17 protein-coding genes and 1 pseudogene are annotated in these 22,025 nt (G+C 61.8%); 9 read left to right on the top strand and 9 right to left on the bottom strand.

Translation table 11 applies throughout. The annotated features are described in order from the left end of the window. Nucleotides 1-44 precede the first annotated feature (44 nt). Together ACP146_RS14280 and ACP146_RS14275 are read left to right on the top strand one after the other, a co-directional pair. Nucleotides 45-830: a glycerophosphodiester phosphodiesterase family protein gene (locus ACP146_RS14280; protein WP_422367420.1), complete on the top strand. Its 786-nt coding sequence runs from the start codon at nucleotides 45-47 to the stop codon at nucleotides 828-830. A 54-nt stretch (nucleotides 831-884) separates the two neighbouring features. Further along, nucleotides 885-2,519, top strand: coding sequence for a Na/Pi cotransporter family protein (locus ACP146_RS14275; RefSeq protein WP_422367419.1), 1,635 nt, complete (start codon nucleotides 885-887; stop codon nucleotides 2,517-2,519). Nucleotides 2,520-3,031: 512 nt separating this feature from the next. Here ACP146_RS14275 and ACP146_RS14270 read toward each other — a convergent pair. The 9 genes from ACP146_RS14270 to ACP146_RS14230 all read right to left on the bottom strand — a co-directional run bounded on the left by ACP146_RS14270 (nucleotide 3,032) and on the right by ACP146_RS14230 (nucleotide 14,666). Continuing rightward, nucleotides 3,032-4,204, bottom strand: coding sequence for a mandelate racemase/muconate lactonizing enzyme family protein (locus tag ACP146_RS14270; RefSeq protein ID WP_422369655.1), 1,173 nt, complete (start codon nucleotides 4,202-4,204; stop codon nucleotides 3,032-3,034). Nucleotides 4,205-4,280: 76 nt separating this feature from the next. Then, entirely contained in the window at nucleotides 4,281-5,459 is a 1,179-nt protein-coding gene (locus ACP146_RS14265; RefSeq protein WP_422367418.1) for a mandelate racemase/muconate lactonizing enzyme family protein, read from the bottom strand. Nucleotides 5,460-5,484: 25 nt separating this feature from the next. Next, on the bottom strand, nucleotides 5,485-6,591 hold the full coding sequence (locus ACP146_RS14260; RefSeq protein ID WP_422367417.1) for a CapA family protein: 1,107 nt from the start codon (nucleotides 6,589-6,591) through the stop codon (nucleotides 5,485-5,487). 28 nt (nucleotides 6,592-6,619) lie between these two features. Beyond that, nucleotides 6,620-8,395, bottom strand: a complete 1,776-nt coding sequence (locus tag ACP146_RS14255) for an ABC transporter ATP-binding protein (protein WP_422367416.1) — start codon at nucleotides 8,393-8,395, stop codon at nucleotides 6,620-6,622. Nucleotides 8,396-8,399: 4 nt separating this feature from the next. Next, a complete protein-coding gene (locus ACP146_RS14250; protein WP_422367415.1) occupies nucleotides 8,400-9,569 on the bottom strand; it encodes an ABC transporter permease in 1,170 nt (389 codons plus the stop codon). Nucleotides 9,570-9,578: 9 nt separating this feature from the next. Beyond that, nucleotides 9,579-10,568: an ABC transporter permease gene (locus ACP146_RS14245; protein ID WP_422367414.1), complete on the bottom strand. Its 990-nt coding sequence runs from the start codon at nucleotides 10,566-10,568 to the stop codon at nucleotides 9,579-9,581. Nucleotides 10,569-10,674: 106 nt separating this feature from the next. Next, nucleotides 10,675-12,615, bottom strand: coding sequence for an ABC transporter substrate-binding protein (locus ACP146_RS14240; RefSeq protein WP_422367413.1), 1,941 nt, complete (start codon nucleotides 12,613-12,615; stop codon nucleotides 10,675-10,677). A gap of 182 nt (nucleotides 12,616-12,797) precedes the next feature. Then, entirely contained in the window at nucleotides 12,798-13,661 is an 864-nt protein-coding gene (locus tag ACP146_RS14235) for an IclR family transcriptional regulator (protein WP_422367412.1), read from the bottom strand. Between the two features lie 99 nt (nucleotides 13,662-13,760). Then, nucleotides 13,761-14,666, bottom strand: coding sequence for an alpha/beta hydrolase (locus ACP146_RS14230; protein WP_422367411.1), 906 nt, complete (start codon nucleotides 14,664-14,666; stop codon nucleotides 13,761-13,763). Between the two features lie 526 nt (nucleotides 14,667-15,192). On the opposite strand from ACP146_RS14230, the gene ACP146_RS14225 reads away from it, so the two are divergent. The 7 genes and pseudogenes from ACP146_RS14225 to ACP146_RS14195 all read left to right on the top strand — a co-directional run bounded on the left by ACP146_RS14225 (nucleotide 15,193) and on the right by ACP146_RS14195 (nucleotide 22,021). Next, the gene (locus tag ACP146_RS14225) at nucleotides 15,193-15,495 is read left to right on the top strand and encodes a hypothetical protein (RefSeq protein WP_422367410.1); all 303 of its coding nucleotides are present in this window, start codon (nucleotides 15,193-15,195) and stop codon (nucleotides 15,493-15,495) included. A 393-nt stretch (nucleotides 15,496-15,888) separates the two neighbouring features. Beyond that, on the top strand, nucleotides 15,889-16,419 hold the full coding sequence (locus tag ACP146_RS14220; protein ID WP_422367409.1) for a sigma-70 family RNA polymerase sigma factor: 531 nt from the start codon (nucleotides 15,889-15,891) through the stop codon (nucleotides 16,417-16,419). A gap of 151 nt (nucleotides 16,420-16,570) precedes the next feature. Continuing rightward, nucleotides 16,571-17,611 carry a FecR family protein gene (locus tag ACP146_RS14215; RefSeq protein ID WP_422367408.1) on the top strand — a complete coding sequence of 347 codons (1,041 nt, stop codon included), beginning with the start codon at nucleotides 16,571-16,573 and terminating at the stop codon, nucleotides 17,609-17,611. Nucleotides 17,612-17,757: 146 nt separating this feature from the next. Beyond that, nucleotides 17,758-18,078: pseudogene (locus ACP146_RS14210) on the top strand (TonB-dependent siderophore receptor); the annotation flags it as partial. Nucleotides 18,079-18,569: 491 nt separating this feature from the next. Continuing rightward, nucleotides 18,570-20,141 (top strand): TonB-dependent receptor, encoded by a 1,572-nt coding sequence (locus ACP146_RS14205; RefSeq protein WP_422367407.1) that lies wholly within the window; start codon nucleotides 18,570-18,572, stop codon nucleotides 20,139-20,141. Between the two features lie 220 nt (nucleotides 20,142-20,361). Then, the gene (locus ACP146_RS14200) at nucleotides 20,362-20,880 is read left to right on the top strand and encodes an RNA polymerase sigma factor (RefSeq protein ID WP_422367406.1); all 519 of its coding nucleotides are present in this window, start codon (nucleotides 20,362-20,364) and stop codon (nucleotides 20,878-20,880) included. 91 nt (nucleotides 20,881-20,971) lie between these two features. Continuing rightward, on the top strand, nucleotides 20,972-22,021 hold the full coding sequence (locus tag ACP146_RS14195) for a FecR family protein (RefSeq protein ID WP_422367405.1): 1,050 nt from the start codon (nucleotides 20,972-20,974) through the stop codon (nucleotides 22,019-22,021). The last annotated feature ends 4 nt before the right edge of the window (nucleotides 22,022-22,025 follow it).

Raw genomic sequence — 22,025 nt, 5'->3', positions numbered from 1 at the left:
CGCTAGGTTGCCGATGGCTTGGTTGAAAAAAGGGGGTGCCTTGCGTGTCCGACAGTTCTGCGTTGCAAACACAGTCTTCCCATCAGACGGCCATCGCATCCCATCGTGGCGGCGCGGGGCTATGGCCGGAAAACAGCCTCACGGCCTTCCGCAACACCAGCCTTATGGCCCTCGACTATGTTGAGTTCGACGTTCACCTGTCTCTCGACGGCCAGCTGATCGTTCATCACGATCCGACCTTGGAGCGGATGACGAACGCGGAGGGACCGATTGCCTCCATGCCCTGGGCCGAGTTGCAGAGCGTCAAGGTCAATGACACCGGCGGCGAGCAGTTGCCTTTGTTGAGGGATGTCATCGCCATCTTCGCGCCGACGGCCATCGATCTGCGCCTGGAAATCAAGGCCGACCGTCAGCGCGAACCCTATCCGGGCATCGAGAAGAAGATCGCAGAGGAGCTTTCTGCTGCCGGCGTGCTCCGGCGGACCGTTGTTTCTTCCTTCTTTCTCGAAGCGCTGATCAGATATCGCGAAAACGCCTCTTCCAAAGGCCTCATCTGGTTGGTGAAGCCTTTGATCCTGCGTCAGGTTGGCGGTATCGCTTCAGTTGTTCGGATTGCGCAGGATCATCAGATCGACGAGCTTGCGTTGAAACACTCGGAAATTACGGAGAACGTGGTATCGGCGGTCCGCGCAGCGGGTCTGCGTCTTGGTGCCTATGCGACCAACGATGCCGATGCGATTCAGCGCATGTTGGAACTCGGCGTCAGTGTCTTCACCACGGATCGGCCGGATGTGGCGCTCAGGCTCAGAAAGGCTATGAACGGCTCCTAAGGCAGGGACCGGTTCTTCCCTGCGGAATCCGATGGAGCCCAAATCCAAGAGGTAATGATGGCCGGGCACGAGGTTCTGCTTCACATGGCAGGTGGGGTTGCCTTGCTGCTGTGGTCGGCCCGTATGGTGCGAACCGGGCTGCTGCGGGCTTTTGGGGCGGAACTGCGCAGGGTCGTCGGCCGCGCCACGCGACACTCGGTCACCGCCGCGGGTGTCGGTTTCGCCGTTACCAGCGCTTTGCAGAGTTCGACGGCGACGGCAATGCTGGTGGTCTCTTTGGCCGGACGGGGGCTGATAGCGCTGGCGCCGGGGCTGGCGCTCATGCTGGGAGCGGATCTCGGTTCGACCATGGTCGTTCAATTCCTGTCCAGCGGCTTCAATGGCTTGTCTCCCGTGCTCCTCTTTCTGGGCGTGCTCATGTTCATGGCCGGCGGGGTGCCGACGGCACGGCATCTGGGCCGCGTGGCCATTGGTCTCGGCTTGATGATTCTTGCCCTCGACCTGACGGTTGCCGCTTCAGATCAACTGCGGTCGAGCACAGCCCTGGTGAGTATCCTTCTCGCTCTCACGAAGGAACCAGTGATTGCCGTGCTGTTGGGGACGGCGCTGGCATGGGTGTTTCACTCGAGCGTCGCGTTGGTGTTGCTGCTGGTGGGTTTCGTCTCCAGCGGCCTGATAACGCCGGAAGGCGCTTTCCCTCTGGTTTTGGGGGCAAACATCGGCTCTGGGATCATCCCGCTGGTGCTGACCCTGCGTAGCAACAGGGAAAGCAGGCGGATACCGCTGGGCAATCTGCTTTTCCGGCTCTTGGGCGTTGTCCTGGTGCTACCTCTGCTCGATCTTCTGGGTCCCCTTGTTGCCGGCCTCGAAGAAGATCCGACGCGGCAGGTTGCCAACTTCCATAGCCTCTTCAACCTCGTCTTGGTGCTGGCCGGTCTGCCGCTGGTCCGGCTCATGGCCGTGTTGACCAAGTACCTGCTTCCATCATCCAAGGTAGAGGCCCCCGAGGCGCCGCGCTATCTCGACAAGGACGCGGTGCAGGTTCCGGCACTGGCCCTGGCATCCGCAATGCGCGAAGCGATGCGAATGGCCGACATCGCTGAAGAAATGTTGGCTAAAGTCGTGAATGCTTTTGAACCGCGCGGCCAATCGGCGGTGGACGAAATCAACTCCCTGGACGGTCGGCTTGACCGGCTGCACGAGGCGATCAAGTTTTTTCTGGTTGACCTTTCCCGTGAACCCCTGGACCAGGCAGCGCGCCGTAACTGCAAGGAACTGCTGTCCTTTACCAGCAACCTCGGGCATATTGGCGACATCATCAGCAAGAATCTGCGCAAGGGCGCGCAGAAGAAGATCCGCAACAAGTTGACTTTTTCTGACGAAGGATGGCGCGAGCTGATGGAGCTTCACGCACGCGTTGCCGACCACTACCAACTGGCGCTCAGTGCGTTCGTTATGCGGGATACCGCCGCGGCTCGCCAGCTGATCGACGAAAAGCGCGAGATCAGGGTGCTGGAGCGGGAGGCCGGAGAAAGCCATCTGGATCGCTTGCGCAGCGGTAGGATCGAGAGCATAGAGACGTCGGGGCTGCACATCGGTTTGGTCCGCGACCTGAAACGCATTCACTCCCACGTCACAGCCATCGGCTATGCCGTGTTGATGACCGAGGAATCAGGATTTCATAGGTAAGAAAGTTCACTTGGTGGTTTGGGCGTGGCATTGTCGCATACATCTCCGCAGAGGGCAGGAGTACAGGACCGAAGCTTGTCCATCACGATCGTGATGAGCGTGAAGCGCTGCTTGTCAAGTGGCTCCCTCATCTTGCGAAAATTTAGAGAGAATCCATGCGTCGTTTTTGAAGCCTTCCTTCCGCGCTATCTTATTCTGAACGATGGCGTTTCGTGAGGACAACCTGGATCTCCGGATTGCCACCGAAGAAGCAGCTTCCTTCGGCGAAAAGTGCCGCTAGAGATTCCTGCTCAGGCTGTCTGAAAAGAGTGCTTTGGAGAGGGAGGGGCATTGGCGCCCGAAGATCATAGTCAGACCGGTGCCGCAAGCGAGTATCGGTTTCGGTGGTTGCGGGCCCCCGCATCCAGAGAAATCGGCGATATCGGTTCAAGTTGGAAGAATTCTCGCGATCGTGACAGTTAGCGTGTCCATGCCTTGTAGGCTGTTTTGGGTACGATAACCGGTGCCAGAGTCTATCGGGATTTCCCCAGCTGTTGCATGACGGCATAGAGTTCCGGCTTGCGCTCAAACCCGATCCCCACCGCATCCGGTAGCCCGACATAGGAGTTTTCTACCGCGCAGTCCTCGGCGAATCCGTTGAAAGGCCAGAAGACGTCGGGGTAGCTCTCGTTGCCGCCGAGGCCGAGGCCGGACGCGATGTTGAGGGAGAGCTGGTGTCCCCCGTGCGGAATGCAGCGCCGGGTTGACCAGCCATGTGCGGCGAGAACCTCCAGGGTGCGGAGGTATTCAACCAAGCCGTAGCTCAGCGCGCAATCGAACTGCAGCCAGTCGCGGTCGGCGCGCAGTCCGCCGTAGCGCAGCAGGTTGCGCGCATCCTGGTGAGAAAAGAGGTTTTCGCCGGTGGCCATGGCTGGGGCGTAATACTGTGCGAGAGTCGCTTGAAGCTGATAGTCCAAGGGATCGCCCGCTTCTTCGTACCAGAACAGGCCATAGGGCTCCAAGGCGCGGGCGTAGGCAATGGCAGTGTCCAAGTCGAAGCGCCCGTTGGCATCGACGGCGAGACGATCCGCGGCTCCGACCACCGCGATCGCCGCCTCGATACGCTCGATGTCTTCGGCCAGCGAGGCGCCGCCGATCTTTATCTTGCAGACCTGGTAACCGCGGTCGAGATAGCTGCGCAGTTCGTCGCGCAGCCCCTGCAGGCCCTTTTGCGGATAGTAGTAGCCGCCGGCGGCATAGACGAAGACCTTCTCGTCGATCTCGCCGCCGCGGTAGCGATCCGCTAGGAGCCGGTAGAGCGGCAGGCCGGCGATCTTGGCGACGGCATCCCAGACCGCCATGTCGAGAACGCCGACGGCCACGGAACGTTCACCATGGCCGCCGGGCTTTTCGTTGGCCATCAGGCAGTCCCAGATTCGAAAAGGATCGAGAGTCTCCCTTTCCTCGTCGATCAGAGTCTGCGGCTCGGCATCGCGCAGGCGCGGCATGAAACGCTCGCGCAGCAGGCCGCTCGGTGCATAGCGGCCATTGGAGTTGAAGCCGTAGCCGACGACCGGACGGCCATCCCGTATCACGTCGGTGACCACGGCGACGACGCTGACGGTCATCTGGCTGAAGTCGATGTAAGCGTTGCGCAGATCCGACTTGATCGGAACCACCGTTTCCCGCAGGTCGACGATTCTCACGCATGCGGACTTGTCCGTGACGATTGCTGTCATTTGGTGCCTTCCTGCGCTGTGGGAACCCTGTTCTGCCGCCTCTTCACTGGTCGACGACAAAGCCGTCTCGGTGGGCCCGCATGGAAACCCGCCGCGCGACCTTCGGTGCCACCTTCTCTATGTCGTCGACGAGGTTCATGCCGATTCCCGGACGCGACGGGATGTTGATGAAACCATCTTGCACCGGCGGAACCGCGTCGACCAGTTTCAAGCCGTGCAGCTGGTGATCCGGGCGGTCGGCCGCGGCCGGGTCCGAGAAGTCCAATCCCACGGTGGGGTACTCCTGGATGGCAAAGTTGGGGATCGCCGCGTCGAGCTGCAGGCAGGCGGCCAGCGAGATCGGCGATAACGGATTGTGGGGGATCACCTGGATATCCTGCGCTTCGGCCAGAGCCGCAATCTTGCGCGCCCCGGTGATGCCGCCGCAAAGGCAGACCGAAATCCGCGCGTAGGCCAGGGCCTTGCGGGCGATGTGGGTTTGGAACTCGTAGGGCGAGAACAGGCGCTCCCCGGTAGCGATAGGCACCGTAACCTTTTCGGCGATGCGCGCCATTGAGTCCGGGGCTGTGGGGGCCATGGGGTCTTCATAGAACATTGGCCGATAAGGGGCGATCTCGTTGCCGAATACAATGGCTTCCGCCGGGGTCAGGCGGCGGTGGATTTCAATGCAGAGGTCGACCTCCGGGCCCAGGGCTTCGCGCAGATCGCGAACCACCGCCACGGCCTCATCGATCTTGCGGGCGTGGGTGCGGTCGTAGGGGATCGAGCGATCCTCGTCGAGAAACGGATTAAGGTGACCGATCGCCGTGAAACCGAGATCCTTCAGCTCCAGGCAGCGGGCTATCATCTCCTCACGACTTTTGGCTTTGACGTGTGCATAAACGCGCGCGCTGCGGCGCGTCGGCCCGCCGAGCAGGACATGGACCGGAACCCCGAAGGCCTTGCCCTTGATGTCCCAGAGCGCCACATCGATCGCCGACACGGCGCCGTAGAGCGCCGCCCCCCGGAAATACGACCACCGTGTGAGCACGTTCCAATGGTGTTCGATGGCGCCCGCGTCTTTGCCGACGAGGTAGTCGCCGCATTTCTCAACCGCGGTTGCGGCCGGCTCCAACTGGCCCCAGGCACCGCACTCGCCGTATCCGGTCAGGCCGTCCTCGGTCTCGATCACGGCGTAGAGAAAGCGGTCGGCGAAGACCGGCGTGACAGACTTGATTTTCATTGCGGCTCCTGGAATTGGTTTTCGGTCAGGCTGCCTTGGCGGAGGAATCACGAGTCAAGGCCAGATCTGAACCCCGTTTTTCGATGGCGGTACCGAATGGCAGTGAGCGTTTCGCCAGCTGTTCAACGATTGCATCGCCCTGTGGTGTCGAGGGATCGAGGACGGCGACCAGGTTGTCCTGATCGCGCCGTACCGGGACGACAGAGACATCCTTGACCCCCTGTTTCGAAACGATGAGCCGGACCATGATCCCGTCGAGATTGCGGCCCAGCATGCGGGCCCAGTCGAAGGCGAAGTTGCCCAGGCTGTAGAAGATCGGCCTACCCTTGTAGAGCTCCGTACCCTGAACGACGTGGGGATGATGGCCGAAAACGATGTCCGCGCCGGCATCGACGGCTGCGCGCCCGACGGTTTGCTGGTAGTCGGCGATGTCGGGGCTGCCGGATATTCCCCAGTGGCAGGACATCGCGACCAGATCGACCTGCTCTTTGAGCTGCCGGATGTCGTTTTCCATCGCCGCAAGCTCTTCGCGGTCGGGAACGGTCAGGATGAGCGGCGGCGTGCCGGGCATCTCCAAGGCCCGCCGTCCCGGCTGATAGCCGGTGTGGATTTTGATGGTTGCGCAGCCGGCGGTGTCCGCCGTCGCCGCATGATTGACATGCCAAAAGACCGAGGTGTAGCTGAGGAATCCGAAACGGATTCCATTTGCCTCCAGAACCGCCGGTCTGCGTGCCTCTTCCAGGTTGATGCCGGCACCGCAATGCGCGATCCCGGCAAGATCCAGCGTGGCATTGCTGGCAAGGGCGGCGCTGGGCGGATAGCAGACATTGCTGGCGCAGGCGAAGGCCTTGAAGCCAGCGGCCTTGTATCCCTCAACCATTCTCGGCTCGCTGTGGCGCCATAGCAGTTTATGGGCGATATCCGGGTTTTGCGGATCTTCCGAGGGGGGACTGAGCGGGCCCTCCAACTGGCCGTAGAGAAGATCGGCAGCTTTCAGCGTCGCGCTGACATGCTTGAACGCAGACGCCGGGTCGTCGCGGCCCTGGATGTTGGTATCGCCGACCAGGATCAGGGTGGCGTCGTCGCTCTCGGGTTGTTGAGACCAGTTCCAGGCGTCTGCGGCATGCGTCATGGTTGTCACCTCCATCCTCTCTTGGACTTCATCCGTTGGCCACGTAACGGTGTCGTTCATGAATCCTGCGCTGCGTTGGGTCCGGTCGTGGGACGGCCGACAGAAGCGCCTTGGTATAAGCATGTTGGGGGGTGTCACAGACCGCGAGCGCGTCGCCGATCTCGACGATCTCTCCCCGGTACATCACCGCAACCCGGTCGCAGAAATAGCGGATCACGCTGATGTCGTGGCTGATGAAAAGAAAACTCAGGTTCATCTGCGCCTGAAGCGATAGCAGCAGGTCGAGAACCTGAGCGCGCAGGCTGACATCCAGGGCCGACGTCGCCTCGTCAGCGACGATCACCCTGGGCGAGGACGCTAGCGCGCGCGCAATAGAGATACGCTGCCGCTGGCCGCCGGAAAATGCATGGGGGTAGCGCTCCAGAAAGGCCGCCTTCAGGTCGACCCGCTCCATCAGTTCGACAACCCGCTCGCGAATGGCTTTAGGCTTCCAGCCCATCATCAGCAGCGGCTCGCCGACGATTTGTTCGATGGTCATGCGAGGGTTGAGGGAGCCGAAGGGGTCCTGGAAAATCATCCTGATCTCGCGATAGATCTGGCGCAGCTCAGTCCTGTCGGCGCGGCTGATGTCGATCTCCGAGCCGTCGGGCCGGCGATAGAATACCGATCCGGCGGTCGGTTCGATCATGCGCAGGAGGCAGCGGCCGAGCGTGGTCTTGCCGGACCCGCTCTCCCCCACGATCCCAAGGTTCTCACCTTCGCGTAGTTGCAGGCTGACATCGGCGACGGCGCGCACCACGGATTGAGTGCGCCTGAAGAAGCCCTTATGGGCGGCAAAGTCCTTTTCAAGGTTTTCCACCCGCAAGATCGGTGGCCTGCGCTCGTCGATTCGAGGTCGCGATAGCCGCTGTTCGGCAGGTCTTTCCAACCGCAGTGCGGAACCGATCAGCATCCGGGAATAGGGATGCTGGGGATTCTTGAAGAGCGCTTCCACCGGGCCGCTTTCGACCATGGCGCCATGCCGCATCACGCAGACAGTGTCGGCAATTTCCGCAACCACCCCCATATCGTGGGTGATGAAGATGACCGCCATGCCGAAGTCGGTCTGCAGTTCCTTGATGAGATCGAGAATTTCGGCCTGGGTGGTGACGTCCAGGGCCGTTGTCGGTTCGTCGGCAATGAGCACCGAGGGGTTGCAGGCCAAAGCCATGGCAATCATGGCGCGCTGGCGCATGCCCCCGGAATACTCGAAAGGGTAGCGGTCCACCGTCGTCTCGGGGTCAGGAATCTCAACGCGGCGCAGCAGTGCGATGGTTCGGGCGCGGCGGTCTTTCTTGTCCAGATCGGTATGAAGCTTTAGCGCCTCGTCGATCTGAAAACCGATCTTGTGAACCGGAGACAGCGAGCTCATGGGTTCCTGGAAGATCATGGAGATCTCCTTACCCCGGATACTGCGAACTTCACGGCCGCGCGAATCCAGCCTTGCCATATCGACGGCTCTTGCCGGATCGCCGTCTACGCCATGCAGCAGTATCTCGCCGGCCGTAACCCGTCCAGGGCTCTGTACGATCCGCAGGATCGAGCGCGCCGTCACGCTCTTGCCGGAGCCGCTTTCACCGACGATGCAGAGGGTCTCGCCGCGCCGCAAGGTAAAGCTGATATCGTCCACCGCCTTTAAGGCGCCGGTGCGAAGGCTGAACTCTGTGGAAAGGTTTCTGACCTCGAGAACCACGTCGCCAGTGGGCTCCGCTTTCTGGGACAGCACTGAAACCGCGCTCTCGGCCTCGCTCAATGATCGGTCCATAGCGCTAGTCCGCGTAGGGGTCGGCGGCATCGCGCATGCCATCGCCCAGGAAGTTCAAAGACAGGACCGCAACCACCACGGAGAGGCCGGGCAGCAACAGCCAGGGCGCCGTGGCCACTGCCCGCACATTCTGCGCTTCCTGGAGCAGAACGCCCCAGCTGACCACAGGCGGACGCAGGCCGATGCCGAGGAAACTCAAAGCGGTTTCGGCCAGGATCATGGTCGGGATAGCCAGCGTCAGGGTGGCGATGATATGGCTCAGGAACGAGGGGGCCATGTGGCGCAGGATAATTCTTACCTCGCCTGCACCGTCGAGCTTCGCTGCTGCGACGAAATCCTCGGTTTTCATCGAGAGGAAGCGTCCGCGCACCTCCCTTGCCAGGGAGGTCCAGCCGATCAGCGAAATCAGCACGGTGATCAGAAAGTAGACCATGAGTGGCGACCAGTTCTGTGGGATCGCCGCGGCTAGGCCCATCCACAGCGGGATCGTCGGAATCGCTTTCAAGAACTCGATGGTTCTTTGGATGGCGTCGTCGACAAAGCCGCCGTAGTAGCCGGATATCCCACCCAGCAGTACGCCGACGAAGAGGCTGACGAAAACCCCGACGAGACCGATGGACATGGAAACCCGGGCCCCATGGACGATCCGGCTCAGCATGTCGCGTCCCAGCCGGTCGGCGCCGAGCAGGTAAAATGGATCGTCCTTGTTGACCGGACCGATGAATTTGGTCTGCAGAGGGATGAATCCCAGAAGCAGGTAGGGATCACTGGCCACAAAGAAGCCGATCGGGATGACCTTGGTATCGTCGGGAACGAAGGTGCGGCGAATGGCGATGGGGTCGATTTCGACTTTGTAGCCGGTGACATGGGGCTGAAACCGGGTGCCGCCGTTTTCATCGGGAACAAGGAAACCGACCGCCTGGGGCGGTGCATAGGTGTGCCTTGTGCTTGTTTGGTTCGGCGGCAAAGGCGCCAGAAACTCGGCGAAGATGGCCACAAAATAAATGCCCAGCACCACCAGGGCGCTGATCACGGCGAGGCGGTGACGTTTGAAGCGCCACCACATGAGCTGCCACTGGCTGGCATAGTCGGCCCCCTGCGCCGCGGTCACCGGAACGCTGCCGTCGCCCGGTCCGCCCGGGGGAAGCCTGTCTGCGTTGTCAGAAACGGTCATGGTGCCGCCTCACTTGTAGCGGATGCGTGGGTCCAGCCACGCCAGCAGAAGGTCGGAAACCAGGGTGCCGATCACCGTCAGAATGCTCAGAATCATAATGAAGCTGCCAGCCAGGTACATATCCTGTGACTTCAGAGCGATCAGCAGGACGGGGCCGGTTGTGGGAAGGTTCAAGACGATGGATGTAATCGCGGCTCCGGAAACCAGCGAGGGCAGTTCCCAGCCAACCTGGCTTACAAAGGGATTGAGTGCCAGCCTGACCGGATAGCGCATCAGTAGCCGGCCCTCTGAGACGCCCTTGGCGCGCGCGGTCTCGACATAGGGTTTGTTCAGTTCGTCGGCCAGGTTGGCGCGCATGATCCGGATCAGTCCAGCCGTGCTGGCGGTGCCGATGATGATGACCGGTATCCAGATATGAGCGATCAGATCCCAGAATCTCGCCCAGCTCCAGGGCGCCTCAGCGAATTCCGGCGAGAACAGCCCGCCGACGCTTTGGCCAAAGAGAGTCAGGTTGCCATACATCAGGATCAAGGCCAGCAGGAAGTTCGGTATCGCCAGACCCAGGAACCCCAGAAAGGTGAAGGCGTAATCGCCGATCGAGTACTTTTTCACGGCGGAGTAGACGCCGATGGGAAAGGCGACGACGTAAACGAAGACCAGCGAGGCCAGGGAGATGGCGAAGGTCAGCCCGACCCGATCCCAAAGCACCTCGGAAACCGGACGCTGGTACTGAAATGACCAACCGAAATCACCAGCGAAAACGATGCCGGTGATCCACTGCCAATACTGCACCACGACGGGTTCGTCGAGGCGATAGCGCTTTTTCAGGTTTTCGATCTCGATACCGCTGATGTCGCCGCCGTCGGCTTCCAGGGTCGAGATGTAGGTATCGAGAAAATCGCCGGGCGGAAGCTGAACGATTCCGAATGACACGATCGAGATCGCCAGCAACGTCGGGATCATGAAAACCAAACGCCTGATCACGTAGTTGGAGAGCATTGCCGTGGGCTATCCCTGTTGAATGTCCAGTCCATCATCTGCCCAGAACACGGGAAAAGGCGGCCCTATCCCGAAGCGGGCCGCCTTTCCATGTCTTCATCACGTGTCAGCCGTTCTTTCCATCGACGAAATAGTAGGTCGGTGGGTCAGTGGGGCCCGGCGGTGCGAACCAATAGGATCCGTGCATTTGCTTCGGTACGTTCTTCATCCGGTTCGACACGATGCCATAGTCGGCTTTCGGTACAACGATGCCGATGGTGTAAAAGCTGTCTGCGGCGATCTGCAGGATTTCCCGCATCGCCGCCTCGCGTTCGGCCGGTTCGGCAAGCGCGTTCACCTGATCCCAAAGCTCCAACTGGCGTTTCACATGGGCCGGTGGTTCCGTCCCGCCCTCGCGGCCACGATGCCAGTCGTACCAGGGAATGCCATAGGCGGCGTTGTGATGCATCGGTACCCAGGGCGTAGGCCGCAGAAAGGCATCGCGAGCGCCACCGGGAAAGTCCTCGATGATGACGTCGTGCTCGTTGGCGTTCTTACGCGACCGCACGAGAGAGCGCTCGACTATATCGACCCTTGCGTTGATGCCGACCTTCTTCCAGTGCTCGACCACCATCAGGCTTGAATCGGCCATGAACTTTTTGTCCGCGCGGGTCAGGATGGCGAATTCGATGGGCTGGCCGTCGGGACCGAGCCGCCAGCCGTCGTCATCGCGCTGCGCGAAACCGGCCTTGTCAAGCAGGGCGTTTGCCTTGTCGACGTCGTAGTCAAGGAACTGCTTGGCGAGCTGCTCGTTATAGAGCGGCTCGTAGCTTGGCAGCACGCCGGTTTGCATCGGCGTACCCTGACCGATGAAGACCAGATCGATGATTTCCTGGCGGTTAATGGCATGACTGAGACCCGCCCGGAAATCCTTGTTTGCCAAGACCTCTCTTAGCACCGGATCCTTGTGCACCTGATTGAAGGAATAAGTTGCGAGATTGGAGTCGGAGGGAATCAGCTCGAAGAAGTCGAAGTCACCCTTTTCACGGCCGTCGAAGAGGACCGCCTTGTTGGCCACCGTGTTGATCATCGTCGCGATCATGTCGATCTCGCCGGCCAAGGCTTTCAGTAGCAACACCTCGGGGTCCTGGACGATCTCAAAAACAACCCGGTCGATGTAAGGCAATTGCTGACTCTGTGTATCCACTTTCCAGTAGTAAGGGTTCCGTTCGGCCACTACCTGATTGCCGCTTCCATAAGGCACCCGGACGACCCATGCATTCAAAGTCGGTTTTTCTGGGTTGAGCCAGGTATCCGCCTTCAGGCTGAACAGGTCCGCCCAAGAACTGGTGCCGGCCTCCTCCACAAGGGCGTCGAGATCGTCTTTATTGAAGGCCGGGTGAAACTGGCGCATGTAGTGTGCGGGGTACTTGGTCAGAGCATCGCCGCCAATCTGCGTGGTGACCTGAGCCATACCTTCCAGAAAGCTCGCATTCGGTTTTTCGAAGCTGACCGTAAAGGTTTGCGTATCCACTTTCTCGATGACGGCCGGGTTCTCCTTACCGCTGCGCAGATAGCCGGGAAATTCGGCCAGATCGGGGTGGCTGAAAACCTGTTCGTAGGCGAAAAGGATGTCGTCGGTATCAAAAGGATCGCCGTCCGACCACCTCATGCCTTCGCGCAGCGTAATTGTGTAGACCCTGGCATCTGCGCTGACGTCGAAAGACGCGGCGATGTTGGGCACGACGCCGGTCCAGTCCGCCGACCAATGAAACATGTGGTCATAGCCGACCGTGCGAAGATTCCACGTCGGCGCACTGGGCTTCGACCCTGTACGCCAAACGCCGCCATAAACACCGACACTGTCTAAAGGCTCAAGAATACGCGGGTTCTTCGGCAGGCGTTCCACTACTGGCGGCAGTTCCCCTGCCGCGACCCTTTTGCTCAGTTGCGGTGCCTCGGCATAAGTGTCTGCCAGTCCAACAGTAGCGGCCGCCGCGACGGTGAGACCCGCAAAAGCGGCGATCGTTGTCCGAAGGGCGCGTTTGCGCAGCGACATTTCGTACATCGCGATTGTTCCTCCCTTTGGTTCCAGCCGGCAGCTGTCCACTGCTCTTGCCTTATGCCTTTCACTGTGGGATTGGCTTTACAATTTGTCAATGAGCAAAAATCTTTTTCATCTAATGAAAAATATAAGAAAAGGCAGCGAGGCCGGCGTGAATCGGCCCCGAACGTATCTGGCGGGTGGGCTTAGTCGTCGAAGATTTCGACGGTGTGCTGGTCGTTGTCGGCCAGGCGGCGGACCGGGGCTTGAGCGCTCGCGGCCCAGCCCAGTCGGCGGGACAGATCCTCTGCAGCGGCCACAATCGTCTCTGCGATTGATGATGGGTCGCCCAACGGGAAGCGCGAGGCAACGCGGGAACCGGAAACCGCACCGACCACATGGCCGTCCCGGCCGCGGACAGGCGCTGCCAGGCAACAGATCTGTTGTTCATACTCTTCCAGATCCAGCGCATAGCCTATCCTGCGAACACGGTCCAGGTCAGCCAAAAGAGCTGAGCGCGCGGTAATCGTCCGCGGGGTGAAGGACTGAAATGGCTCCTCGCCAAATGCTTCCTGTAAGGCGGACTCCCAAAGCCAGGCCGTCATCACCTTGCCAGCCGCCGTACAATGCAGGGGAGCCCGGACGCCGAGGCGTGAAGCCATACGAATCATCCCGCGGCCTTCGCGCTGATCGACGAAGATGACCTCGTTCTTCTCGCGAACCGCCAACGACACCGTGTCTCCCAGGGTTTCCGCGAGACGGATGAGAACTGGTTCGGCGACCTGGTGCAGCCTGAGGCGTTGGGTGAAGGCCGACCCCACCTGGAAAGCCCGCGGGCCGATGTCATAGAGGCCGGTTTGCTCGTCCTGATGAACGTAATCCCGGCTGCGTAGGGTTTCCAATAACCGCGATGTCGTCGCCGGCGTCAGATCCAGGCGCCTGGAAATCTCTGAAAGCGATAGGGAGGCTTCGTCGGCGATGACCTCCAGGATACGCAATCCCCTGTCCAGGGTCCGGGTGACCTCCATATTCGTTCGGGTCTTGGTCCGGCCACGCTTGAGCTCTGCCATGCTGATCCAAATTGGTTTGCAACGGTTTATCCGCTACCAGAATGCAGGAGCCTCTGGAATTTTTCAATCAGTGATAAATCTTTGCGAACCGGAGTGGGATCAGGCGCTCGCCTGCAGGGTCAAGGCTTGGTCGATCCAGCCTGAGATCTCGCGCGCCACGACGGCCTCGTAGCCCAGGAATGTGTTGGTGGCGCCGTCGATGATCTTTGCCTGCACACTCGGCGACTGGACGGCGGTACGCCGGATGGTTTCGATGAAGGCAGGCAGCGGTCGATCGCGTCGCTCCGCCTTGCTGCCATAGAGGACAAAGATGGCTTGGCGGATCTGGGCCAGCGCTGGCGGCCTGTCACTGCCTTCGCCATAGAATTCTCGGTGGATGTGTGCCCGGTCCGCATAGACCTGGGCGCTCACGGTGCTGCCGAATGAGTCGCTTACCGCACCCATGGCCATGAGTTCCTGACCCCGGCCCTCGGCGATCATACTCTTGGCCAGAGCAGTGGTTTCGGCGGGCGCCAGATCGGTGATCTTGTCTCGCACGATCGTGCCCGAGGAGGCGAAAACACAGCCGACCAACTGTCTGTCCTGCCGTTGGACCTGATAGAAAACCACCTTTGGCGCGCCGTAACCGGCGCCGACCAGGATGTAGTTTTTGTAACCCTCTTTCCGGGCCAGTTCCGTCCAGGCCGCGATGTCAAAGGGGCTGTCGATGAATTGCTCCCAAGCCGTGCCGCCAAGAACGAAGCCTGTCGGTGTGCGGAACCAGGCACCCAGGTCGTGTCCGCGCGTGTTGACCGTTAGGAAGGGGCGGCCGAGGCGCGCCAACTGTCGGCCGATTTCGACGAACTCGCGCTGGCTGAAGCGCCTGTGCATGCCATGGACCCAGATTATCAAAGGGCCCGTCCTGCCAGCCGACTGGGGTGTGATCAGCAAACCCTCAAGCTCGAGACCGTCCTCTGTGGTCACGAAGACGAGCTTTTCTATGGGGTCACTGGTCTTGCGCTGCATACGATTGAAAGGCTTTCGAGAAGATTACAGAGATGACTTTGGTTTACCGGTTCAAGGTAGAGATGTTTTTCGCCGCGTGACAAGAACTTCGCGTTGCGGCGTCGATCCTATCGGCCCTCAACGAAGTTGGATTTTCACCGACGATAAGGTTCTGGCCTGTCTGGACCAAGCCTTGCCTGCCATGGCGACCGGGCTTCTGCGCCCTCGGTAGCTTCCGAAAGCGGCCATCAGTTGCGCGGCTCGAGGAAACCATCAGCCCAGTGACTCGATCTGCGGGGTTGCGGGACAGCATACCTCCCTATGTTCATATCGCCCCGTGTTTGCGGACAGCAGACTCGCACATAAACCTAAAGTTGTCTCATTTAGCTTTCTCGACTCTTCATAGAGTCGAAGGAAAGTTGTTCCGGCACGCAATTGCCTTTCGGGCCGTCGGCCGGCGGCGGTTTTCCCCCGCGCGCATTGCGCGGCGGCCGTGAGATCCGTGGCCGGTGCAGGGCGGTACTTAATGGAAGAGTGGAGCCAATCGATGAACCGGGAAAACGAGGGTTTCGACCAGAGCAGAACTGCACCTTGGTCGAAAGGAACATCTGCCGAGATGCAGCGGCCGTCGATCTCCGTGCCGCAGGACGGCTTCGCTGGTGAGCCCCCGATTGTTATTGCCGCGGCCGATATCGAGAACGATGACTTTCTGTTGATTGATTTTTCGGCCCGTCAGGATGTGATCGATCCGACGGCCCCAGGAACGGCGCCTCCGGACAGTCGACTGGATGAGGCGGGCAGTGCGGAGACGCTGCATTTACGGGCCACGGTCATCGGCGACTTGGCATAACACGGCCACGCGCACCTCGTGATCAACGAGATCGGTGGCTCCGCAGCCGCACTTAATCGGTGCTGTCATGGTTCCAAACAGCAACGCAATTTCCGTTGGTTGCGAGCCCCCGCAACCAATTTCAGCCAAAATCATCCAATCAAATCAAACATGAACCAAGGAGGGGTAAGAGCCCGCCTTGTCACTTGACCAGCATCAACGACTTTAGCCCGCAGGTTCACGTTATCCGGCGTTCTGCATGCATCTACTTCGGTTTTGGACAAGGCATATTGCAGTGAGGCAGGGAGGTCCCTAAAACTAAATGCGAACGGTTCTTAACTAGATCCGTCGGTTCCTGCGATGCCCGGTGCTTTCCACCCTGCGATCGTTGCGGCATCGGTCGGAGGGGGAGACGTGACGCGGCAACCCGACAGCACGGCCCTTGCGGTCTTCACCAGCCATCGTGCTGCCTTGGTAAACTATGCCAGCAGCATCGTGGGCGAAAGAAGCTTGGCCGAAGATGTTGTTCAGGATGCTTACTTGAGATTGCAAAGGGCGGAGCGGACGCGCAGTTCGGACGAGCCGCTGGACGAACCGCTCTCCTATCTGTTTCACATCGTCCGCAATCTGGCGATTGATGTCCGGCGACGCCTGAGCCGTGAGCGGGGCCATGCGATGCCGGGGGGCGCAGCGACAGCCGGTGACATCGCGGAGGACCGTCCCGGCCCCGAAGCCCAAGCCATCGCGCGCGACCAGCTTAGAGTCCTTCAGGAAGCCTTGGCGGAACTGCCGGACAGATCGCGCCTCGCGCTGGAAATGCACCGCTTCGGCGGCTACCGCATCGTCGACATCGCCGCCCACCTCGGGGTGTCGGTCGGTACCGCCCATGCCCTGGTGGTCGATGCGCTCGACCACTGCAAGCAAAGACTGGCGCGGAGGTCGTAGTGTTTTTGCAAGGCTCCTCCACCCTCGTGGTTTTTTTGAAGATCCGGAAGCCTTGTTCGTGGCATAGGGTAGAGGCTGCTGCGTTGCGCGCCAAAGTTGAAGGGCCGCGATCGCTGTGCGAAGCAACGCGCCCTGTCGGACGGATCGGGTGATGACGACGAAACAGATGCCGCAGACCGCCAGCGAGTGGATCGTCGCCATGAACGACGCGCCGGATGACGAGGCGCTGCGCCGCGGGCACGATGCCTGGTTGTCGGCCAGCGAAGACAACCGGCGCGACTGGGACGAGACGCTGCAGGTTTGGCGGCTGATGTCCATGACCGTGCCGGCCCATGCGGAGGACTGGGTGCGTCCCGCCGGCGCACGCGCGCCGGACGGCCCGCAAAGGCAGGCCGCTATCCGGGCGGTGCAGGCAGGCAGGCATGTCCGGGAGCCGGAAGGCCGCCGAAGATCCTGGATCCGACGGCGGCTACCCGCCGTGGCGGGAGTGGCCCTGGCGGCCTGTCTGGCCCTCGTTCTGATGCCGGAGATACTTCTGTTCCTGCGGGCCGACCACAGCAGCGCCACCGGCGAGATCAAGGTCGTCGACCTGCAGGACGGCAGCCGTATCCGCCTGGCGCCAGAAAGCGCCGTCGCGTTGACCTTCGAGCCGTCGGCCCGGCGGATCGAACTGCTGCGCGGTGAAGCCTTTTTCGAGGTGGCCGCCGACAGGGACCGCCCTTTCCGCGTGCGGGCCGGTGCTGCCGAAACCGCCGTCCTGGGCACCCGTTTCGGTGTCAGTCTCAGCGAGACCGGCGCGACGATCGCTGTTGAGGAGGGGGCGGTCCGGGTGCGCGCTCTGGCCGCGGTGCAGGATTTGACCACCCGGGCCAGCAGGCTGTCGGCGGGCGATGTGCTCAGAATGGCGCCGGACGGCGGCGCGACGGCAGGCCGGACCGACCCTTCCCTGATCGCGGCCTGGCGCAGAGGGAAACTGGTGGCGCAGAACCAGTCCTTCGCCGAACTGGCCGCGGTGCTCGATCGCTACTTCGACGGTTGGATCGTCATTGCGGACGCGGATCTCGCCCGCCAACCTCTCACCGGAATCTATACGCTTTCGGACCCCAGGGCGGCTCTCCGCGCCATGGCCCGCACGCAGGGTGCGACCCTGCGCGAGGTCTCGCCCTGGATTCTCGTGGTTTCCCGCCGCTAGCTGGCCGCCGTCCGGACCGGCCGGCACTTTTTTGAACGCGGACGCTGCGTCGTCGTCTCCATAGCGAGGGGATTGCGAGCGCGTTGCATTCGCAAGTGCCGTCCCCTCCGTGTCGCAGGGCAAGCAAGGGGGGGACCGGCAGGCTCATGGGGATTGTTTTAAACGGGGAAGGGCACGCAGGTGGACCCGCGCGAAGCGCTGCGTCGTGTGTTGCTGCGGCACTGGGCCTGCTCGCCTTTGCGGCGTCCGCCATCGCGCCGGCCGTGGCGGCCGATCAGGGCGCGCTGCTGGCCCAGGCCGGACAGCAGTACAGCTTCGACATCCCGGCACAACCGCTGGCGACGGCGCTGCCGCTCTTCGGCGAGCAGGCTGGCCTTCAGGTTTCGACCGATGGCAACCTCGTTCAGGCCCTGCGCACGCAAGGCGTCAGCGGCAGCCGAACGGTCGAGGCTGCCTTGCAGCAACTGCTGGCCGGGACGGGCCTGACCGGGCGTTTCGTCGATGCCGCGACCGTGACCCTGGAGCGCGCCGTCCTTCAAGAGGAGAGAGGGCCGATTCGGCTCGATCCGATCCGGGTCGAGGGCCAGCGTGTTATCAGGACGCCCTTCGAGACTTCCAGTTCACTGACGGTTTTCACCGAGGAGCGGACCGAGAGCCTGCCAAGCGCGCGCGAGGTCGACGACCTGTTGGTGCGGACCCCGAACATCACGAACACCGGACTTCCGGATCAGGGCGTGGTGATCCGGGGCGTCAACAGTACCGGACCGCTCCGGGGTGCCACCCAGGCCGTCGGCGGGGCGCCCGACCGCGCGCCACCACCGTCGTTGACGGCCGCCCGCTCACGTTTGAAGAGTACGCGCAAGGCGGCACGTCGATCTATGACATCGACCAGGTCGAGGTCTACAGCGGTCCGCAGACGACGACCCAGGGCGTCAATTCGATCGCCGGCGCCATCTTCGTGCAGACCAAAGACCCGACCTTCGAGCCCGAATACGGCTTCCGTGCCGAGGTGGACAATGGTGGCGGGCGGCGCCTTGCGGGTTTTGCGTCCGGCCCGATCGTCGAGGACCAACTCGCCTTTCGTCTGACCGCCGATGCGATCCGCGACGAGGTCGACCTGGACTTCGGCGAGAGCATCGCGTCCGACGATATCTTCGACGATCCCGAGCGGATCGAACAGATGGTCTTCCGCGGAAAGCTGCTGTTTGAGCCGGAGGCGCTGCCGGGTCTCAGCACGCAACTGACCGCCTCTTACACCGATGTGCGCAGACCCTCCAACGAGTTGGTGGTTCCGCCGTTCGAAGACCGAATTGCGCGGGATTTCACGATCGGTCCCCGCACGGACGTCGAGACCATTTCCGGCAATTTCGATCTGAGCTACGACTTCGGCAGTGGGCTCGAGATCAGCAATCGTCTGACCTACGCCGATTTCGAAACCAAAATCCGCAGACCGGACCAGCCGGCCCCGGGGTTCTTCACGACAAGCCTGGACGGTAACCAGCTCACCAACGAAACGCTGCTGCGCTTCGATTTGGCGGATACGCGGCTCTCCGGCCTCACAGGCCTCTACGTTTCGCGGAAGGATCAGGACGAGTTTCCAGTGGTGTTCGGGCCGGGAGCGGCCATCGAGGACGAGCAGACGAGCCTCGGGGTTTTTGCGGAACTGACCTACAGCGTGACGGATCGCCTCGAGGTGACCGGCGGCCTGCGCTATCAGCGCGACAGTCAGGAGCGCAATGGGCAGGCCGGATTCCTTGACGTCGACTTTGACGAGACCTTCGATGCCATCCTGCCGAAGGCAGATATTTCCTATGCGCTCACCGACAACACCCGCGTCGGCTTTACCGTGGCCCGTGGTTTCAATCCAGGCGGCATCACACTGAACTTCAATACCTTCGAGACGGTTCGCTTCGACGAGGAGACGGTCTGGAACTACGAGCTCTACGCGCGGAGCAGGCTTCTGGACGACCGGCTGAACCTCGCCGTCAACCTTTTCTTCTCCGATTTCGACGGATTTCAGAATGCGGTCGTCGATGGGTTCACGCCGACCGGCGATCCACAGTTCGTTATCGGCAACGCCGATGCGACAACCAAAGGCCTCGAAGTCTCCGCCGACTTCGAAGCGACGGAGTGGTTGACGGTCTTTGGCAGTCTCGGTCTTCTGGACACGGAATTCGACCAGTTGACAGCACCGGGTGTGTCAGAGGAACTCGAATTCTCTTACGCACCGGATGTCACGGCCTTTATCGGCGCCGACTTTCGCCCGGTCGATGGCTGGACCGTCTCGGCCCAGATTCGTCACAGCAGTGCCTATTTCAGCGACGATGACAACACCGTGGAGAATGAGGTCAGCGGCTTCACCGTTCTCGATCTCTCCGCGCGCTATGAAGTGCTCGACGGCGTCGCCGTCTACGGCTTCGTCAGTAATCTGCTTGATGACGACTATGTGGTTTACAAGCAGAATGCCGGACAGGAAGCGACGCTCAGCGAGGAACGAACGGTCGGTCTTGGGCTCAGTCTGAGCTTCTAGCTTCGCGTTCCTTCCGGCCTTTGGGTCGCGGAGGGGCATGCCTCCGCACCCCGGAATCCAGTCACCGGAACCTGCCGCCTAGGCGCTGCCTGGGTGGAGACACGTTGCGCGATGCCCGTGGAATCTCTAAAAGCACATGCGAGTGGTTCTCAACTGGACCTGATTGCTCGCACGATGTCGGCTGCGCTCTGCCCGGCGCGCGGCGATCAGCGCGGGAGACTTGACGCTGGGCCAGCACAGCACGGCACTGGGCCTTTTCGCGACGCACCGCGCCGCGCTGATCGACTATGCCAGCGGCATCGTCGGCAGCCGCGCGCAGGCTGAGGAACTGGTGCAGGAGGCCTTCCTGCGCTTCGCCGCCGCCAAGGACAGGCCCCCGGTCGAGCGCCCGGCCGCCTATCTCTATCGGATCGTGCGCAATCTGGCGATCGACTGGATCCGGCAGCGCACGCGCGAGGAGCGCCGCCAGACCGAGGAACCGGCCTGGTGGATGCTGCCAGACCTGCCCAGAACGCCGGAGCAGGAAATGCTGTATCGCCGAGATCTGGACCGCATTGCAGCGGCGCTCGCAGAGCTCTCGCCCGAAGCGCGGCTGGCCGTTGAGATGCACCGCTTCGACGGCTACACCCTCAGCGAGATCGCGGCGCGGCTGAACACCTCCGTTCCGACGGCGCACCGCCTGGTTCGGGGCGCTCTGGTCAAGATCGCCCTGCAGTTCGGGGACGGGCCGGAGGAGTGAAAGAAACGCCGGGGCGTTTCGTCTTAAGGATGTGAGAGAATCGGCGGTCGCTAACCAGGAATACCATGAGCCGGAAACCATGAGGCAGGAGATGACCGACCGAGAGCCTTCCGCCCCCCGCTTGGAAGAGGCGATGGACTGGCTCCTGCGCCTGCGGGAGGCGCCCGACGACCCCGACCTCCGGCGTGAGGTCGAGGCCTGGGTTGCAGCCGCTCCTGACCATCGCCGTGCCTGGGAGCAGGCGCGCAAGGCTTGGCAGATGATGGGAGAGGTGCCTCCGGCGACCGCCGGCGTCTGGGAATCGGGAGCTGTGCCGATCCAAGAGGCCGCTGAGAAACCAGCACCGGGACCGGCGCCGCGACCAGCGGCGGCGCGCAGTGGAAAATCCCCCAGTGGTGGAAAATCCCCCAGGGGAAGGCGGCGCAGGTGGGCCGTCGCCGCCATTGCCGCAGCCGCGGCCGCGTGTCTGGCACTGGTCTTCGTACCCTCCTTCCTCTTGCGTCTGCAGGCTGATCATGTCACGGCGACGGCCGAAGTCCGCGCGATCACGCTGGAAGACGGCAGCGTCGTGCATCTCGCGCCCGAGAGCGCGATCGACCTACGCTTCACCACCGACCGGCGGACCGTTGCGCTGCTGGCCGGCGATGCTTTTTTCGATGTGGTGACGGACGCCGGCCGCCCTTTCGTCGTGGCCGCCGGAGAGCTGGAAGCCCGGGTGATCGGCACCACCTTCGGCGTCGAACTGTCGGGCGAATCGATTTCCGTGGAAGTGGCGAGCGGTACGGTCGGCGTGACAATGCAAGGCGCCGGGCCGCCGGTTGACGAGCCCCTGGGCCTCGGCCGGACCCTCCGTTTCGATCGCGCGACGCAGACTGCTGAGCTGGGGCACAGGCCGCCGGGCGACGTGGCGGCCTGGCGTCAGGGAACGCTCCTGGTCGTCGATGCCAGCGTCGCGGAGGTTGTGGAGACCCTGAGCCGCTATCACGCCGGTTGGATCGTCATTGCCGATGATCGCTTGGCCGCCCGGCGGATCAACGGCCTCTACGACCTCAGCAACCCGGACGGCGCCTTGCGTGCACTGGTTCAGCCGACGGGGGGGCAAGTTCATGAAATCACGCCCCTTTTGCGCGTCCTGCGGTAGCGCG

It is taken from the genome of Pelagibius sp. (assembly GCF_965249265.1).
Lineage (GTDB): Bacteria > Pseudomonadota > Alphaproteobacteria > Kiloniellales > Kiloniellaceae > Pelagibius.
The sequence above is the reverse complement of the archived record's forward strand: the minus strand, read 5'-3'. Positions and strand labels throughout refer to the sequence as shown.

Bases quoted from the DNA above. Each gene is read 5' to 3' on its own strand.
- ACP146_RS14245 (WP_422367414.1), bottom strand. From the start codon at position 10,568: ATGCTCTCCAACTACGTGATCAGGCGTTTGGTTTTCATGATCCCGACG.
- ACP146_RS14225 (WP_422367410.1), top strand. From the start codon at position 15,193: ATGAACCGGGAAAACGAGGGTTTCGACCAGAGCAGAACTGCACCTTGG.
- ACP146_RS14255 (WP_422367416.1), bottom strand. From the start codon at position 8,395: ATGGACCGATCATTGAGCGAGGCCGAGAGCGCGGTTTCAGTGCTGTCC.
- ACP146_RS14235 (WP_422367412.1), bottom strand. From the start codon at position 13,661: ATGGCAGAGCTCAAGCGTGGCCGGACCAAGACCCGAACGAATATGGAG.
- ACP146_RS14240 (WP_422367413.1), bottom strand. From the start codon at position 12,615: ATGTACGAAATGTCGCTGCGCAAACGCGCCCTTCGGACAACGATCGCC.
- ACP146_RS14195 (WP_422367405.1), top strand. From the start codon at position 20,972: ATGACCGACCGAGAGCCTTCCGCCCCCCGCTTGGAAGAGGCGATGGAC.
- ACP146_RS14215 (WP_422367408.1), top strand. From the start codon at position 16,571: ATGACGACGAAACAGATGCCGCAGACCGCCAGCGAGTGGATCGTCGCC.
- ACP146_RS14230 (WP_422367411.1), bottom strand. From the start codon at position 14,666: ATGCAGCGCAAGACCAGTGACCCCATAGAAAAGCTCGTCTTCGTGACC.
- ACP146_RS14250 (WP_422367415.1), bottom strand. From the start codon at position 9,569: ATGACCGTTTCTGACAACGCAGACAGGCTTCCCCCGGGCGGACCGGGC.
- ACP146_RS14265 (WP_422367418.1), bottom strand. From the start codon at position 5,459: ATGAAAATCAAGTCTGTCACGCCGGTCTTCGCCGACCGCTTTCTCTAC.
- ACP146_RS14260 (WP_422367417.1), bottom strand. From the start codon at position 6,591: ATGACGCATGCCGCAGACGCCTGGAACTGGTCTCAACAACCCGAGAGC.
- ACP146_RS14275 (WP_422367419.1), top strand. From the start codon at position 885: ATGATGGCCGGGCACGAGGTTCTGCTTCACATGGCAGGTGGGGTTGCC.